The organism is Klebsiella sp. SYXHC3, assembly GCF_057196925.1.
Map to the genome: position 1 here is coordinate 36,599 of NZ_JBXUNG010000014.1, position 14,055 is coordinate 50,653.

A 14,055-nucleotide genomic window follows, 5' to 3' on the forward strand; every position below is an offset into this window, starting at 1 on the left:
CTTCAAACGCGTGGGGGAGACCTGCGCGTCGGCAAGGCTATGGTTTCAATTAATAACAATAACCGGGAGTACCCGGAGTACAGCAAACACAAGAGGCTTTATGACTGAGAAAAAAGCGGAACTCCAGCGTGGACTGGAGGCCCGGCATATTGAGCTAATCGCGCTAGGCGGGACGATTGGCGTAGGGTTATTCATGGGCGCGGCAAGTACGCTGAAGTGGGCCGGTCCATCCGTCCTGCTGGCGTATATTATCGCCGGTTTATTTGTTTTCTTTATCATGCGTTCGATGGGCGAAATGTTGTTCCTCGAACCGGTAACCGGCTCATTCGCCGTTTACGCGCACCGTTATATGAGCCCGTTCTTCGGCTATCTCACAGCCTGGTCATACTGGTTTATGTGGATGGCGGTGGGAATATCAGAGATCACCGCCATCGGGGTATACGTCCAGTTCTGGTTCCCGGAGATGGCGCAGTGGATCCCGGCGCTAATTGCCGTTGGGTTGGTAGCACTAGCGAATCTGGCGGCAGTGCGTCTGTACGGCGAGATCGAGTTCTGGTTTGCGATGATTAAAGTCACCACCATTATCGTGATGATTGTCATTGGCCTGGGCGTCATCTTCTTTGGCTTCGGCAACGGCGGACAGTCGATCGGTTTTGGCAACCTGACCGAGCACGGCGGCTTCTTCGCCGGCGGCTGGAAAGGCTTCCTGACGGCGCTGTGTATTGTCGTCGCCTCTTATCAGGGCGTTGAACTTATCGGTATCACCGCAGGGGAAGCGAAAAACCCGCAGGTCACGTTGCGTAGCGCGGTGGGTAAGGTGCTGTGGCGTATCCTGATTTTTTACGTTGGCGCGATTTTCGTTATCGTGACTATCTTCCCGTGGAACCAGATTGGATCGACCGGTAGCCCATTCGTTCTCACTTTCGCCAAAATCGGCATTACCGCGGCGGCGGGGATTATCAACTTCGTGGTGCTGACCGCAGCGCTGTCGGGCTGTAACAGCGGGATGTATAGCTGTGGGCGTATGCTGTACGCGCTGGCGCGCAACCGTCAGCTACCGGCGGCAATGGCCAAAGTATCGCGTCAGGGCGTGCCGGTGGCGGGCGTCGCGCTGTCGATCGTGATTCTGCTAATCGGTTCGTGCCTGAACTACATTATTCCTAACCCGCAGCGCGTGTTTGTCTATGTCTATAGCGCCAGCGTGTTGCCGGGGATGGTGCCGTGGTTTGTGATCCTGATTAGCCAGCTGCGTTTTCGCCGCGAGCATCAGCAGGCGATGGCCAGCCATCCGTTCCGTTCATTGTTGTTCCCGTGGGCAAACTATTTGACGATGGCTTTCCTCGTTTGTGTGCTGATCGGCATGGGAATTAACGATGAAACCCGGATGTCGCTCTTTGTCGGAATGATTTTCCTCGCCGCGGTGACCCTTATTTATAAGGTTTTCGGCCTCGGCAAGCGGGGAAATCTCGATAAAACGGCGGAATAAGCGCCAAAGCGCACAAACTGTGAGCAAATAGAAATTTTATTTAAAAAGGCACTAGACAGGGGTGGGGGAAGTCCGTATTATCCACCCCCGCAACGGCGCTAAGCGCCCGTAGCTCAGCTGGATAGAGCGCTGCCCTCCGGAGGCAGAGGTCTCAGGTTCGAATCCTGTCGGGCGCACCATTTACCCGGTGCTGGAGCTGCGGTGGTTTTAATACCGCGTAAAAGAATTGTTGTGGTGGCTATAGCTCAGTTGGTAGAGCCCTGGATTGTGATTCCAGTTGTCGTGGGTTCGAATCCCATTAGCCACCCCATTATTTGATAGAGTTGTGAATTGCGAAGGTGGCGGAATTGGTAGACGCGCTAGCTTCAGGTGTTAGTGTTCTTACGGACGTGGGGGTTCAAGTCCCCCCCCTCGCACCACGACTTTAAAGAATTGAACTAAAAATTCAAAAAGCAGTATTTCGGCGAGTAGCGCAGCTTGGTAGCGCAACTGGTTTGGGACCAGTGGGTCGGAGGTTCGAATCCTCTCTCGCCGACCAATTTTGAACCCCGCTTCGGCGGGGTTTTTTGTTTTCCGATTTTCTTCAGGCACCTTTTATCCCGCTGATCTCCCTCGTAAAAAATCGTTTCTATCTCTGCGAATTATTGCCCGGAATTGTCCCAAATGATCGTTGCGATAGATGCAATCCCCCCGGATCCTGTGCGATAATAACCGGGTAGATGCTCATTCCATCTCTTATGTTCGCCTTCGTGCCTCATAAACTCGGGAATGATGCAGAGCCGTACTTACGGTGCTTATCGTCCACTGATAGATGTCGCATTTTATGTCTCATCAAACACCATGGACATAACGTTGAGTGAAGCACCCAATTTGTTGTCAAACAGACCTGTTTTAACGCCTGCCCTGATTTCAGCGCAGGCGTTTTTTTCTTTCAGGGGTGGATAACGATCCGCTGTTGGCGAGCGGGCGTCATCGGTTGGGCGTTGAGGGCTCGCACCATATCGCCCACCGTCAGCACCGGCAGCCAGGGATTATCCTCGAGCCCGCTGAGATCCCGGCCGCAGCGCTGGGCGGCCTCTTGTAATAATTCATACAGGTCATCATCATCGCCAACCAACTCCAAATCCTCATCCAGCCGATCCCCGGCGGCAAAAGCCAGCGCAGGTGCTGATGGCATTGACTGGTTAAGCTGGTTATCCAGCGTTAACCACACGGCGCGGATCACCCAGCTATCGACAAGAGAAATATCGAAGGCACGCGCGAATTGGCAAATAGTCTGGCCGGCGCGCTGTTCGGCTAGTTTTGCCCTCCGCATTCGCCAGCGGCGATTGCTGACGATCGTAACAATGAGCAGCACCAGCAGAACCCACCATGCGCCAGAGCCCAGTGCGGCGATAACCCCGCCGATAAGCGCGCCAACGATGCTGATCGCCAGCAGTAGTCGGGGTAGCGATAAACGCGGTTTGGCAGCAAGAGGAAAGAGAAAACGAGAGGGTACGCGCATCAGAACTCCTGTTCTGAAGAGTAGCTATCGCCCCATACGAGGCGATAGCGTTATCGTGAATTACTGCTGAGGGTTATTGTGTAGCGTCAACAGCAGGCCGTCACGACGCATGGTCGCCGCTTCTTCCGGCTGGTGCAAGCGGTCCAGCGCATCGGCAAGCCACGCGTAATCAAAGGCATCCGGGCGTTGCTTAAGCGCGGCGCGGAAGGCGATACTGGCCTCCTGCCATTCACCGTGACGCATCAGCGACTGGCCCAGGGTGCTCCACAGCAGCGGACGGTCGCCGACGGCTTTGATCTGTTGGCGCAGCACTTTCTCCAGTTGCTCCGGATTATTGGTCTTCAGCCGTGGGATCGGCATGACCAGGCGGTCGTCATACTGTTTCTTCAGACCATCGATAATAATCTGCTGTGCGGTATCGTGGTCGTCGCTTTCGATCAGGCGTTCGGCCATTGCCACCTGCAGCGGTATCAGCGCGCGCGTTTTACGGCTCTGGTTGCGCCACCATTCGCGTAGCCCTTCGCTACCGCCGTCGGCCAGCGCTTTATCCATAAGGCCAATCCACGCCAGCTGTTCCAACGCGGCGCGGTGCTCTTCATCCGCCACGTTGGCTTTCGCCATGGACGGAATGATGTCCAGCAGCGAATTCCACGCGCCGGTGCGGGTATAGGCCTGCTCGGCGAGACGTAGTACCTCCGGATGACGCGGGGTCACTTCCAGCAGCTTATCGATACCGTGACGGGCGGCGTGGTTTTCATTCCGCGCCAACTGTAGGCGCACGCGGGTGATTTCGACCGGGATCAGATCGTCGCCAGCCAGTTCGGCGGCACGCTCAAGATGCTGATTGGCGCGAGCTTCATCGCCGCGCTGTTGGGCAGCTTCCGCCGCTAACAGATAGTTCACGACCGGTTGTTCGGCGTGATCGGCATTTTTCGCCATCAGCTTTTCAACCTGTTGGTAATCGCCTTCCGCCAGTTTCAGCAGCGCTTGCTCGGTTTGCTTACGCGCGCGGCGGCGCTTACGCCCGACGAACCAGCCGCGAGTGCGCGCGCCGGTACGGAAAATGCGGCGCAGAAGCCACTCGATAGCAAACAGCACGACCATTGCGAGGATCAGGATGATCACAAGACCTGTCACGCTGGTTTCGATATTGTAGTTATCGGTCTGGATCAGAACATAGCCCTGATGGCCCGCGATCATCGGCCCAACGACGATCCCGGCGATCAGCAGTGCGAAAAGCAGGAGAATTTTCAGCATCGGTTATTCTCCTTGCGGCGCAGGGGCTGGCGCGGTCGCTGCTGGCGCTGGCGTCGGAGCGGCTGCCGCAGGCTGGGCCATTAAATTACGCACCCGGGTTTGCATCAGCTTTTCCAGCAGGCTCTGGCTCTGCAGCGTTTCCGGTACGCTCATGGTAATACTCTGCTGACTGAGCTTATCCACTTCTTCAAGGAAAGCCTTGGTGGTGGCGTCTTCAGTATCGTAATAAGCGCGTACCCAGGTGGAGACGTTTTCCAGCGCCTGCTTATAGGTTTCTTCCTGATGACGCGGCACCGCCTGCGCGGCGACCAGCAGGCGAGAACGGATATTTTCACGCAGATAGACATCCTGATTCGGCGCTAACAGCGGCACCGCCGTTTCGTCGCGGCGGCGTATGGTAATGAAGCTATCCATAAAGTTCTGCCAGCTTTTCTGCAGGTTAACCCGCCATTCGCCGATGGAGCTGGAGAGCTCGTCGCTGTCGGCATCCATCGGGGAATCATCGTCGTTATTATCGGCCAGACGCAGATTGTCGATTTGATTCGCCAGCTGGTTAACCTTGAGGATAATGCCGTCGTAATCGACCTGGCTTACCGCCGACAGCGAAGCGATGTCGTCGGTGATGGCGCGGCGCGCGCCGATAAGGCTTGGGTCGTTCATGTCGGCGAGGCTGGCATCGGCGCTTTTCAGCAGCGCGGCGGCGGTCGTCACATCCTGATCGCTCCACAGTTTACGTCCCGCCAGCTTAACCAGGAAATCAGCCTGCGCCAGCAGCCAGGTTTTGGCGTCGCTGCCGGAAATCACGGCAACTTTTTGCTGTAGCTCATCAAGCTGTTTCGTCAGGGTTTCCTGTTCACGTTTGGCTTCGCTCAACTGGTCGGCCTGCTGTTTGATGACGCTTTCCAGCTCGCTCTTCTGGCTGTCCTGCGCTTTTTGCAGCGCCGCGAGCTGGCTTGCTAATTCAGAGCTGGTTTCGTTTTGCCGCGTAACCTGCTGCTTATTCAAGCCATACAGGCCAATACCGGCGGCGAGGGCGATAGCGATAGCAATCGCGCTGAGCGCCAGGCTGGTTTTGTTGCCGGCCTTTTTCTTCTCGTTGTTTTCTGGCTGTGGCGTGGTTTCCACGGCCTCCCTGGTCTCTTCAACCACGGCGGATTGATTTTGTTGTTCCGTCATTATGGCTTCCAATGTTGAGAGTTATTGTAATGCGCGTAGCAGCGCATCGTTGTCGGCGTTATCGGCAACCTGAATATCCTGCCAGCCCAATTCCCGGGCCTGAAGGGCCAGACGTTCGCTGACAACGATAAGGCTACAGTGCAGCAGCCACTGTTCGCGATACCACTGGGGTATTAACGACCACAGCTGCTGCAGCATCTCGCCGCTGGTGACCACCAGCGTTGTGACTCCACGAGATTGCCAGCGCATAGCCTCTTCCGCACCATCATAGTACTTCGCACAACGTTGATAACATTCACAAAATGTTACTTCGGCGCCGCGATCTCGCAGCGTGTCGCCGAGTAATTCCCGCCCGCCGTTGCCGCGCAGAATCAGGGCTTTCTTGCCCGCAATGTTTTGTAATTCAGGTAATTGTAGCAAGACTTCGCTGATTTCCCGATCTAACGGGTAACGGATATTTTTACCACTGACCGTATGCAGGGCCAGCGCGGTGGTGCGGCCTATCGAGAAATAGGCCGGGTCGGAGGGCCAGCGTTGGCTCTCCTGCAGCAGACGGGCATGGGCGAATTCCACCGCATGCTGCGACAGCGCAAACAACAAATCGTCCGCGCCTAATGCCGCCAGTTGACGCGGGAGCGTTGCCAGTTCTCGCCCCGGCGTGAATTCAATCAGCGGAAAGCTCCAGGCCACGCGTCCCAGCGCGCGCAGGCGGCTGACTAACTCTTCACCTTGCGGTAGCGGACGGGTGACCAGGATGCTCATCGTGGGGCTTCTCCATCATAGACCGCCGCGAGGATGTCGCGGGCGCCGTTATCCAGTAGCTCTTCCGCCAGCGAGACGCCGAGCGCCTCTGCCTCTTCAGGCCGCCCGCGGCGTTCACCGCGCACGACCCGCGAACCATCCGGCGCGCCCACCAGCGCTCGTAGCCACAGCTCACCATCGCGCAGTTCGGCATAGCTGCCAATCGGCACCTGACAACCGCCTTCGAGACGGGTGTTCATCGCCCGCTCGGCACGTACGCGCACGGCGGTCTCTGTATGGTTAAGCGGCGCTAACAGCGCTTTGGTCCATTCATCGTCAAGGCGGCATTCGATACCCACCGCGCCCTGGCCGACGGCCGGCAGAGATTGTTCAGGCGAGAGCGGCTGGCGAATACGCGCTTCCAGTTTCAGGCGCTTCAGACCGGCGGCGGCAAGGATAATAGCGTCATACTCGCCGTTATCGAGTTTGCCTAATCGCGTGCCAACGTTGCCGCGTAGCGAGCGGATCACCAGATCGGGGCGCTCTGCCGCCAACTGGCACTGGCGACGTAAACTTGATGTGCCAACGATGCTGCCAGCCGGCAGCGCGTCAATTGAGGCATAGTGATTGGAAACAAATGCGTCGCGCGGATCTTCACGTTCGCAGATGGTGACCAATCCCAGGCCTTCAGGGAATTCGACCGGGACATCTTTCATCGAATGGACGGCGATATCGGCGCGCCCCTCAATCATGGCGAGCTCTAACTCTTTCACAAATAAGCCCTTGCCGCCCACTTTCGCCAGCGGGGTATCAAGGAGCACGTCGCCGCGGGTGACCATTGGCACCAGCTCAACGGAAAGCCCCGGATGACAGGACTCCAGGCGCTCTTTCACATAATGTGCCTGCCATAGCGCAAGCGGGCTTTGCCGTGTGGCAATTCTCAAAACTTTGTCTAACATGCTTGTTACCGTCATTGTCGACCATGAGCCATCCTAACATTGTTGCTTTAGGGATGTTAGTTTCGCGGTTAATGTGGGATGCTGGCATGATGACCTTTAGCGTTTCATGCGCGTGCGGTTGCCGCAAGCGTAGTGGGGAATTTACACCCGGCAAACGGTGCTACACTTGTATGTAGCGCATCTTTCTTTACGGTCAATCAGCAAGGTGTTAAATTGATCACGTTTTAAACCATTTGTCAGCCAGCAGTTCATCACAACCACACCGATGACGAATGGTGACGGTTCTTGTTGAAATACTGAAATCCTCCGTACTATTGTACGTCGGATTTTTGAACATCAGGCGATATGTCTTGTACCTCTATATTGAGACACTGAAACAGAGACTGGATGCCATCAACCAACTGCGCGTGGATCGCGCGCTTGCTGCCATGGGACCCGCTTTCCAGCAGGTTTACAGTCTTCTGCCGACATTACTACATTATCATCACCCGCTGATGCCGGGTTACCTTGACGGTAACGTTCCCCGCGGCATTTGCCTCTACACGCCTGATGAAACCCAACGCCACTATCTTGACGAACTCGAACTGCATCGCGGCCTGCTAACGCAGGAGCCGCCGAAAGGCGAACTGCCGATTACCGGCGTCTATTCGATGGGCAGTACCTCTTCCGTCGGGCAAAGCTGCTCTTCCGATCTGGATATCTGGGTATGCCATCAGGCCTGGCTGGATAACGAAGAACGCCAACTGCTGCAGCGTAAATGCAGCCTGCTTGAAAGCTGGGCGGCGTCGCTTGGCGTCGAGGTCAGTTTCTTCCTGATCGACGAAAACCGCTTCCGCCACAACGAAAGCGGCAGCCTCGGTGGCGAAGACTGTGGTTCGACCCAGCATATTTTGTTGCTCGATGAATTTTACCGCACCGCCGTGCGTCTCGCCGGGAAACGTATTCTGTGGAATATGGTGCCGGGCGATGAAGAAGACCATTACGATGATTACGTGATGGGGCTGTATGCCCAGGGCGTGCTGACGCCAAACGAATGGCTCGATCTCGGTGGCCTCAGTTCGCTGTCGGCGGAAGAGTACTTCGGCGCCAGCCTGTGGCAGCTGTATAAGAGCATCGACTCCCCGTATAAAGCGGTGCTGAAAACGCTGCTGCTGGAAGCCTACTCGTGGGAATACCCCAACAACCGCCTGTTGGCGAAAGATATTAAACAGCGCCTGCACGATGGCGAGATTGTCTCATTCGGTCTCGACCCCTACTGCATGATGCTGGAGCGCGTAACCGCCTATCTGCAGGCTATCGAAGACGACACCCGTCTCGATCTGGTACGCCGCTGCTTCTATCTGAAAGTCTGTGAAAAACTCAGCCGCGAGCGCGCCTGTGTGGGCTGGCGTCGTGAAGTGGTCAGCCAACTGGTGAAAGAGTGGGGCTGGGATGAAAAGCGTCTGATGATGCTCGATAACCGCGCTAACTGGAAAATCGATGAAGTGCGCAAAGCGCACAACGAACTGCTCGACGCGATGATGCAGAGCTATCGTAATCTGATCCGCTTCGCGCGTCGCAATAACCTCAGCGTCTCCGCCAGCCCGCAGGATATCGGCGTGCTGACGCGTAAGCTGTATGCGGCCTTTGAAGCCTTGCCGGGCAAGGTTACCCTGGTAAACCCGCAAATTTCACCAGACCTGTCGGAACCGAATCTGACCTTTATCCACGTGCCGCCGGGCCGCGCCAACCGTACCGGTTGGTATCTGTATAACCGCGCGCCGGATATGGAATCGATCATCAGCCATCAGCCGCTGGAATATAACCGTTATCTTAATAAGCTGGTGGCCTGGGCCTGGTTTAACGGCCTGCTGACCTCACGCACCCGTCTGTTTATTAAGGGCAACGGTATCGTCGATTTGCCGAAGCTGCAGGAGATGGTGGCCGACGTGTCGCACCACTTCCCGCTGCGCCTGCCGGCGCCGACGCCAAAAGCGCTGTACAGCCCGTGTGAAATTCGCCACCTGGCGATTATTGTTAACCTCGAATATGACCCGACGGCGGCTTTCCGCAATCAGGTGGTGCATTTCGACTTCCGTAAGCTCGACGTTTTCAGCTTCGGCGAAGAGCAAAAATGCCTGATTGGCAGTGTCGACCTGCTGTATCGCAACTCGTGGAACGAAGTGCGTACGCTGCACTTTAACGGCGAGCAGGCGATGATCGAAGCACTGAAAACTATCCTTGGCAAAATGCATCAGGACGCCGCGCCGCCGGATAGCGTGGAGGTTTTCTGCTACAGCCAGCATCTGCGCGGCCTTATTCGCACCCGCGTGCAGCAGATGGTCTCCGAGTGCATCGAACTGCGTCTCTCCAGTACCCGTCAGGATACCGGGCGCTTCAAAGCGCTGCGCGTCTCCGGCCAGACCTGGGGCCTGTTCTTTGAACGCCTGAACGTTTCGGTGCAGAAGCTGGAAAACGCCATTGAGTTCTACGGCGCTATCTCGCACAACAAGCTCCACGGCCTGTCGGTACAGGTAGAAACCAATCACGTTAAGCTGCCGGCGGTGGTGGATGGTTTCGCCAGCGAAGGGATAATTCAATTCTTCTTTGAAGATGCGGATAACAATGATAGCGGCTTTAACATCTACATTCTCGATGAAAGCAACCGCGCAGAGGTCTATCACCACTGCGAAGGCAGCAAAGAAGAGCTGGTCCGCGACGTCAGCCGCTTCTACTCGTCATCGCACGATCGCTTCACCTACGGCTCCAGCTTCATTAACTTCAACCTGCCGCAGTTCTATCAGATAGTCGAAGTTGACGGACGCACGCAGGTGATCCCGTTCCGCAGTCAGGCGATTGCCGCCGCGGTGCCGCCGGGCCAGGAAGCGGTCGCCTCACCGGTGCTGCAGCAGCGCTACTCGTAGATTTGCCCCGGATAAGGCGCGAGCCGCTATCCGGAGATATTCCCTGCTGGCGCTGCGCTTAGCAGGGCTACGGTTGTATGTCGTCGGGTAGCCCGGATAAGGCGCGATGCGCCGCCATCCGGGAAACACCTCATTAACGGAAGCTCACCGTCTCACCGGCCTGATTGCTTGCCGCCTGCTCCAGCAGATCCCAGAAGCGTTCGCCGCTGCGATCGCAGATCCACTCATCGCCTTGCAGATCGAAGTGATAGCCGCCTTGCTTGGTCGCCAGCCAGACCTGATGCAGTGGCTCCTGACGGTTAATAATGATTTTACTGCCATTTTCGAAGCTGATGGTCAGCACGCCGCCGTTGATTTCGCAGTCGATATCGCTGTCGCCGTCCCAGTCGTCCAGACGTTCTTCGATGGTCATCCACAGGCTATCGGCCAGGCGATGGAATTCACTGTCGTTCATGGTTCTATCCTGCTTTTTTGAAGATGGCCGCAGTATAGCGCGAAACAAAAGCGCGTGCAGTCAGATGCTAAACGCTTGCTTTTACGTCTTCTCCTGCGATGATAGAAAGCAGTAACGAATGAATCATGGGCAACTATCAATGAAAAACGTTTTACCCACGCTTGCCGTTCTGTTTGCAATCTTCAGCCTGACCGGCTGCGGTTTGAAAGGGCCGCTGTATTTCCCGCCGGCGGACAAAACCGCGCCGCCGCCGACCAAGCCGGTTAACCCAGGCATTCAGAGCGCGACGCCGGATCGGAACGATCGCGGCGATAATGGCGGTCCGACCCAGGTTAACTATTAACGATAACGTTCTGTTCCGCGCAATTGGAGTAGATAATGCAGTTCTCTAAAATGCATGGCCTCGGCAACGACTTCATGGTTGTTGATGCGGTAACGCAGAATGTTTTCTTCTCACCGGAGCTGATTCGTCGCCTTGCGGATCGGCATCTTGGCGTCGGCTTCGACCAGCTGCTGGTTGTCGAGCCGCCGTACGATCCCGATCTGGACTTCCACTACCGTATCTTCAATGCTGACGGTAGCGAAGTCTCGCAGTGCGGCAACGGCGCGCGCTGCTTCGCCCGCTTTGTCCGTTTAAAAGGCCTGACCAATAAACGTGATATCCGTGTGAGCACCGCCAATGGGCGTATGGTATTAAGCGTAACGGAAGATGATCTGGTGCGCGTTAACATGGGCGAGCCGAATTTCGAGCCGTCTCAGGTCCCATTCCGCGCCAACAAAGCGGAAAAGACCTATATTATGCGCGCGGCTGAACAGACAGTATTGTGCGGCGTCGTCTCAATGGGCAACCCGCACTGCGTGATTCAGGTCGATAACGTGGACACCGCCGCGGTTGAAACCCTCGGTCCGGTGATGGAAAGCCACGAACGTTTTCCGGAACGCGCCAATATCGGCTTTATGCAGGTAGTGGAACGCTCTCATATTCGTCTGCGCGTCTATGAACGCGGCGCAGGTGAAACGCAGGCCTGCGGCAGCGGCGCCTGTGCGGCGGTGGCGGTCGGTATCCAACAGGGATTACTCGGCGAAGAGGTACGCGTGGAATTGCCAGGCGGGCGTCTCGACATCGCCTGGAAAGGTCCGGGTCAACCGTTGTATATGACTGGCCCGGCGGCACACGTCTACGACGGATTTATTCATCTATGAAACAGATCGGGGAAGAACAGCAGGAACTCGCCACAGCGCTCGACGACAGCGCGGTAGTAGATTATCTGCTGCAAAATCCTGAGTTCTTTATTCGTAATGCAGCGCAGGTAGAGCATATCCGCGTCCCGCATCCGGTGCGCGGCACCATCTCGCTGGTCGAGTGGCATATGCTGCGGGCGCGTAACCATATCAACGTGCTGGAAGAAAATATGACGCTGCTGATGGAACAGGCGACGGCCAATCAAAGCCTGTTTCAGCGCCTGTTCCATCTCCAGACGCGCCTGGCGTCCGCCGATAGCCTGGATGAAATGCTCAACCGCTTTCATCGTTGGGCGCGCGAGCTGGGTCTGGCGGGCGCGACGGTGCGCCTGTTTCCGGACAGCTGGCATCTCGGCGCGCCGTCTAAATTCACCCATCTGGCGTTGAGCCGGCAGGCGTTCGAACCCATTCGTATCCAACGGTTGGGCCAGGCACGTCACTATCTTGGTCCGCTGAACGGGCCAGAGCTGTTGGTGGTGCTGCCGGATGCGAAAGCTATCGGCTCGGTGGCGATGTCGCTACTGGGCGATGACGACGCGCCGGGGGTGATGTTCTTCAGCAGCCGCGATCCACAACATTATCAGCAAGGTCAGGGGACGCAGCTACTGCAGGAGATTGCGCGCATGCTGCCCGGCCTGCTGGAGCGCTGGATTGAACGCGCATGACCGACTCCCCGCTATTCGCCTGCGTCGACCGCTTCCTGCGCTATCTCGGCGTAGAGCGCCAGCTTAGCCCGATTACGCTCACGAATTACCAGCGTCAGCTGGAAGCGCTGATCGCGCTGGCGGATGATGCTGGCTTAAAAAGCTGGCAGCAGTGCGACGCCGCTCAGGTACGTAGCTTTGCCGTGCGTAGCCGCCGCGCGGGCTTAGGCCCGGCGAGCCTGGCGCTGCGGCTTTCCGCCCTGCGCAGCTTCTTCGACTGGATGGTCAGCCAGGGCGAGTTAGCGGCTAACCCGGCGAAGGGGATTGCGGCGCCAAAAATTCCCCGCCACTTACCGAAAAATATCGACGTTGATGATGTGAATCGGCTTCTGGATATCGACCTTAACGACCCGCTCGCGGTGCGCGACCGGGCGATGCTGGAAGTGATGTACGGCGCGGGGCTGCGTCTTTCTGAGTTAGTTAACCTTGATATTCAGCACCTTGATCTTGAGTCAGGGGAAGTGTGGGTGATGGGTAAAGGCAGCAAAGAGCGCCGCCTGCCAATTGGACGCAACGCGGTGGCGTGGATCGAACATTGGCTGGATTTGCGCGGCCTGTTCGGCGGTGATGACGACGCGCTGTTTTTGTCGAAGCTGGGTAAGCGAATTTCAGCGCGCAACGTGCAGAAGCGGTTTGCCGAATGGGGGATCAAGCAGGGGCTCAATAGCCACGTGCATCCGCATAAGCTGCGGCACTCCTTCGCGACGCATATGCTGGAGTCGAGCGGCGATCTGCGCGGCGTGCAGGAGCTGCTGGGGCATGCCAATCTCTCCACCACCCAAATCTATACCCATCTCGATTTTCAACACCTTGCCTCGGTGTACGATGCCGCGCATCCGCGCGCTAAACGGGGGAAATAATGCGTTTTTACCGACCTCTGGGCCCGATCTCCGCGCTGACGTTCGACCTGGATGACACCCTTTATGATAACCGCCCGGTGATTGACCGGACGATGCAGGAATCGCTGACGTTTGTGCGCAATTACCATCCGGCGCTGAGCCAGTTTGATGCCCATGCGCTTAATCAACTGCGACAAACGCTATTGTCCTCAGAACCTGAGATTTATCACGATGTCACCGTCTGGCGCCACCGCGCGCTGGAGTTAGGGATGCGTAATGCCGGGCTCTCCGCCGCCGAGGCGAAAGCCGGCGCCGATGCGGCGATGGAAAACTTCGCCCACTGGCGCAGTCGCGTCGACGTGCCGCAGGAGACGCACGATACGCTGGCGAAGCTGGCGCAGAAATGGCCGCTGGTGGCTATCACCAACGGTAACGCTCAGCCAGAACTGTTCGGGCTGAATGACTATTTCCGTTTCGTGCTGCGCGCGGGTCCGGATGGTCGCTCCAAGCCGTTTGCCGATATGTACCATCTGGCGGCGGAGCGCCTGGATTTACCCCTCGGGCAGATTCTGCACGTCGGCGATGATCTGACCACCGACGTGGCTGGCGCTATTCGCTGTGGAATGCAGGCCTGCTGGATCAAGCCGCAGGACGCGTCGTTGATGAAAACCGCCGATAGCCGCCTGCTGCCGCATATTGAAATTTCACGGTTGGCATCTCTGACCTCGCTGATATAATCACCAGTAACTCTGTATATATTAACAGGGGTTCGTGGAACCCCTTCTCTTCC

At 56.9% G+C, this 14,055-nt stretch carries 13 protein-coding genes and 4 tRNA genes; 11 read left to right on the forward strand and 6 right to left on the reverse strand.

The annotated features are described in order from the left end of the window. Nucleotides 1-100 precede the first annotated feature (100 nt). The 5 genes from thrP (at nucleotide 101) to AC2CGP_RS22745 (ending at nucleotide 2,024) form a co-directional block, all read left to right on the forward strand. Entirely contained in the window at nucleotides 101-1,486 is a 1,386-nt protein-coding gene (thrP, locus tag AC2CGP_RS22725; RefSeq protein WP_015368873.1) for a bifunctional threonine/serine APC transporter ThrP, read from the forward strand. A gap of 102 nt (nucleotides 1,487-1,588) precedes the next feature. Beyond that, nucleotides 1,589-1,665 (forward strand) — tRNA-Arg (locus AC2CGP_RS22730). Between the two features lie 55 nt (nucleotides 1,666-1,720). Further along, nucleotides 1,721-1,796 (forward strand) — tRNA-His (locus AC2CGP_RS22735). 22 nt (nucleotides 1,797-1,818) lie between these two features. Next, a tRNA-Leu gene (locus AC2CGP_RS22740) sits at nucleotides 1,819-1,905 on the forward strand. Nucleotides 1,906-1,947: 42 nt separating this feature from the next. Beyond that, nucleotides 1,948-2,024, forward strand: a tRNA-Pro gene (locus AC2CGP_RS22745). Between the two features lie 393 nt (nucleotides 2,025-2,417). Here the strand turns inward: AC2CGP_RS22745 and AC2CGP_RS22750 are convergent. The 5 genes from AC2CGP_RS22750 to hemC are packed head-to-tail and all read right to left on the reverse strand — an operon-like array spanning nucleotide 2,418 to nucleotide 7,123. Next, nucleotides 2,418-2,990: a hypothetical protein gene (locus AC2CGP_RS22750; RefSeq protein WP_042894672.1), complete on the reverse strand. Its 573-nt coding sequence runs from the start codon at nucleotides 2,988-2,990 to the stop codon at nucleotides 2,418-2,420. A 60-nt stretch (nucleotides 2,991-3,050) separates the two neighbouring features. Further along, a complete protein-coding gene (gene hemY / locus AC2CGP_RS22755; RefSeq protein ID WP_475702420.1) occupies nucleotides 3,051-4,247 on the reverse strand; it encodes a protoheme IX biogenesis protein HemY in 1,197 nt (398 codons plus the stop codon). A 3-nt stretch (nucleotides 4,248-4,250) separates the two neighbouring features. Further along, complete coding sequence (gene hemX, locus AC2CGP_RS22760) at nucleotides 4,251-5,423, reverse strand: uroporphyrinogen-III C-methyltransferase (RefSeq protein ID WP_015703977.1); 1,173 nt, start codon at nucleotides 5,421-5,423, stop codon at nucleotides 4,251-4,253. A 21-nt stretch (nucleotides 5,424-5,444) separates the two neighbouring features. Further along, nucleotides 5,445-6,185, reverse strand: coding sequence for a uroporphyrinogen-III synthase (gene hemD, locus AC2CGP_RS22765; protein ID WP_015703978.1), 741 nt, complete (start codon nucleotides 6,183-6,185; stop codon nucleotides 5,445-5,447). Then, nucleotides 6,182-7,123, reverse strand: coding sequence for a hydroxymethylbilane synthase (gene hemC, locus AC2CGP_RS22770; RefSeq protein WP_032715387.1), 942 nt, complete (start codon nucleotides 7,121-7,123; stop codon nucleotides 6,182-6,184). The genes hemD and hemC overlap by 4 nt, the downstream gene beginning before the upstream one ends. Nucleotides 7,124-7,473: 350 nt before the next feature. Here hemC and cyaA point away from each other — a divergent pair, with 350 nt between their 5' ends. Beyond that, nucleotides 7,474-10,026: a class I adenylate cyclase gene (gene cyaA, locus AC2CGP_RS22775; RefSeq protein WP_015368868.1), complete on the forward strand. Its 2,553-nt coding sequence runs from the start codon at nucleotides 7,474-7,476 to the stop codon at nucleotides 10,024-10,026. A 133-nt stretch (nucleotides 10,027-10,159) separates the two neighbouring features. On the opposite strand, the gene cyaY is transcribed toward cyaA, so the two are convergent. After that, on the reverse strand, nucleotides 10,160-10,480 hold the full coding sequence (cyaY, locus tag AC2CGP_RS22780; RefSeq protein WP_015368867.1) for an iron donor protein CyaY: 321 nt from the start codon (nucleotides 10,478-10,480) through the stop codon (nucleotides 10,160-10,162). A 139-nt stretch (nucleotides 10,481-10,619) separates the two neighbouring features. On the opposite strand from cyaY, the gene lptM reads away from it, so the two are divergent. From lptM to yigB, 5 genes are read left to right on the forward strand one after another with little or no spacing between them, the layout of a single operon-like run. Beyond that, a complete protein-coding gene (lptM, locus tag AC2CGP_RS22785) occupies nucleotides 10,620-10,823 on the forward strand; it encodes an LPS translocon maturation chaperone LptM (RefSeq protein WP_020077593.1) in 204 nt (67 codons plus the stop codon). 35 nt (nucleotides 10,824-10,858) lie between these two features. After that, a complete protein-coding gene (gene dapF, locus AC2CGP_RS22790) occupies nucleotides 10,859-11,683 on the forward strand; it encodes a diaminopimelate epimerase (protein ID WP_015368865.1) in 825 nt (274 codons plus the stop codon). Beyond that, nucleotides 11,680-12,387 (forward strand): DUF484 domain-containing protein, encoded by a 708-nt coding sequence (locus AC2CGP_RS22795; RefSeq protein WP_015368864.1) that lies wholly within the window; start codon nucleotides 11,680-11,682, stop codon nucleotides 12,385-12,387. The genes dapF and AC2CGP_RS22795 overlap by 4 nt, the downstream gene beginning before the upstream one ends. Beyond that, nucleotides 12,384-13,286 (forward strand): tyrosine recombinase XerC, encoded by a 903-nt coding sequence (xerC, locus tag AC2CGP_RS22800; protein WP_015703983.1) that lies wholly within the window; start codon nucleotides 12,384-12,386, stop codon nucleotides 13,284-13,286. The genes AC2CGP_RS22795 and xerC overlap by 4 nt, the downstream gene beginning before the upstream one ends. Continuing rightward, entirely contained in the window at nucleotides 13,286-14,002 is a 717-nt protein-coding gene (gene yigB / locus AC2CGP_RS22805) for a 5-amino-6-(5-phospho-D-ribitylamino)uracil phosphatase YigB (RefSeq protein WP_015368862.1), read from the forward strand. The genes xerC and yigB overlap by 1 nt, the downstream gene beginning before the upstream one ends. The last annotated feature ends 53 nt before the right edge of the window (nucleotides 14,003-14,055 follow it).

What these genes read in the sequence shown, in the direction of transcription:
- thrP (WP_015368873.1), top strand. Translation starts at nt 101, where the DNA reads ATGACTGAGAAAAAAGCGGAACTCCAGCGTGGACTGGAGGCCCGGCAT.
- AC2CGP_RS22750 (WP_042894672.1), bottom strand. Translation starts at nt 2,990, where the DNA reads ATGCGCGTACCCTCTCGTTTTCTCTTTCCTCTTGCTGCCAAACCGCGT.
- hemY (WP_475702420.1), bottom strand. Translation starts at nt 4,247, where the DNA reads ATGCTGAAAATTCTCCTGCTTTTCGCACTGCTGATCGCCGGGATCGTC.
- hemX (WP_015703977.1), bottom strand. Translation starts at nt 5,423, where the DNA reads ATGACGGAACAACAAAATCAATCCGCCGTGGTTGAAGAGACCAGGGAG.
- hemD (WP_015703978.1), bottom strand. Translation starts at nt 6,185, where the DNA reads ATGAGCATCCTGGTCACCCGTCCGCTACCGCAAGGTGAAGAGTTAGTC.
- hemC (WP_032715387.1), bottom strand. Translation starts at nt 7,123, where the DNA reads ATGTTAGACAAAGTTTTGAGAATTGCCACACGGCAAAGCCCGCTTGCG.
- cyaY (WP_015368867.1), bottom strand. Translation starts at nt 10,480, where the DNA reads ATGAACGACAGTGAATTCCATCGCCTGGCCGATAGCCTGTGGATGACC.
- lptM (WP_020077593.1), top strand. Translation starts at nt 10,620, where the DNA reads ATGAAAAACGTTTTACCCACGCTTGCCGTTCTGTTTGCAATCTTCAGC.
- dapF (WP_015368865.1), top strand. Translation starts at nt 10,859, where the DNA reads ATGCAGTTCTCTAAAATGCATGGCCTCGGCAACGACTTCATGGTTGTT.
- AC2CGP_RS22795 (WP_015368864.1), top strand. Translation starts at nt 11,680, where the DNA reads ATGAAACAGATCGGGGAAGAACAGCAGGAACTCGCCACAGCGCTCGAC.
- xerC (WP_015703983.1), top strand. Translation starts at nt 12,384, where the DNA reads ATGACCGACTCCCCGCTATTCGCCTGCGTCGACCGCTTCCTGCGCTAT.
- yigB (WP_015368862.1), top strand. Translation starts at nt 13,286, where the DNA reads ATGCGTTTTTACCGACCTCTGGGCCCGATCTCCGCGCTGACGTTCGAC.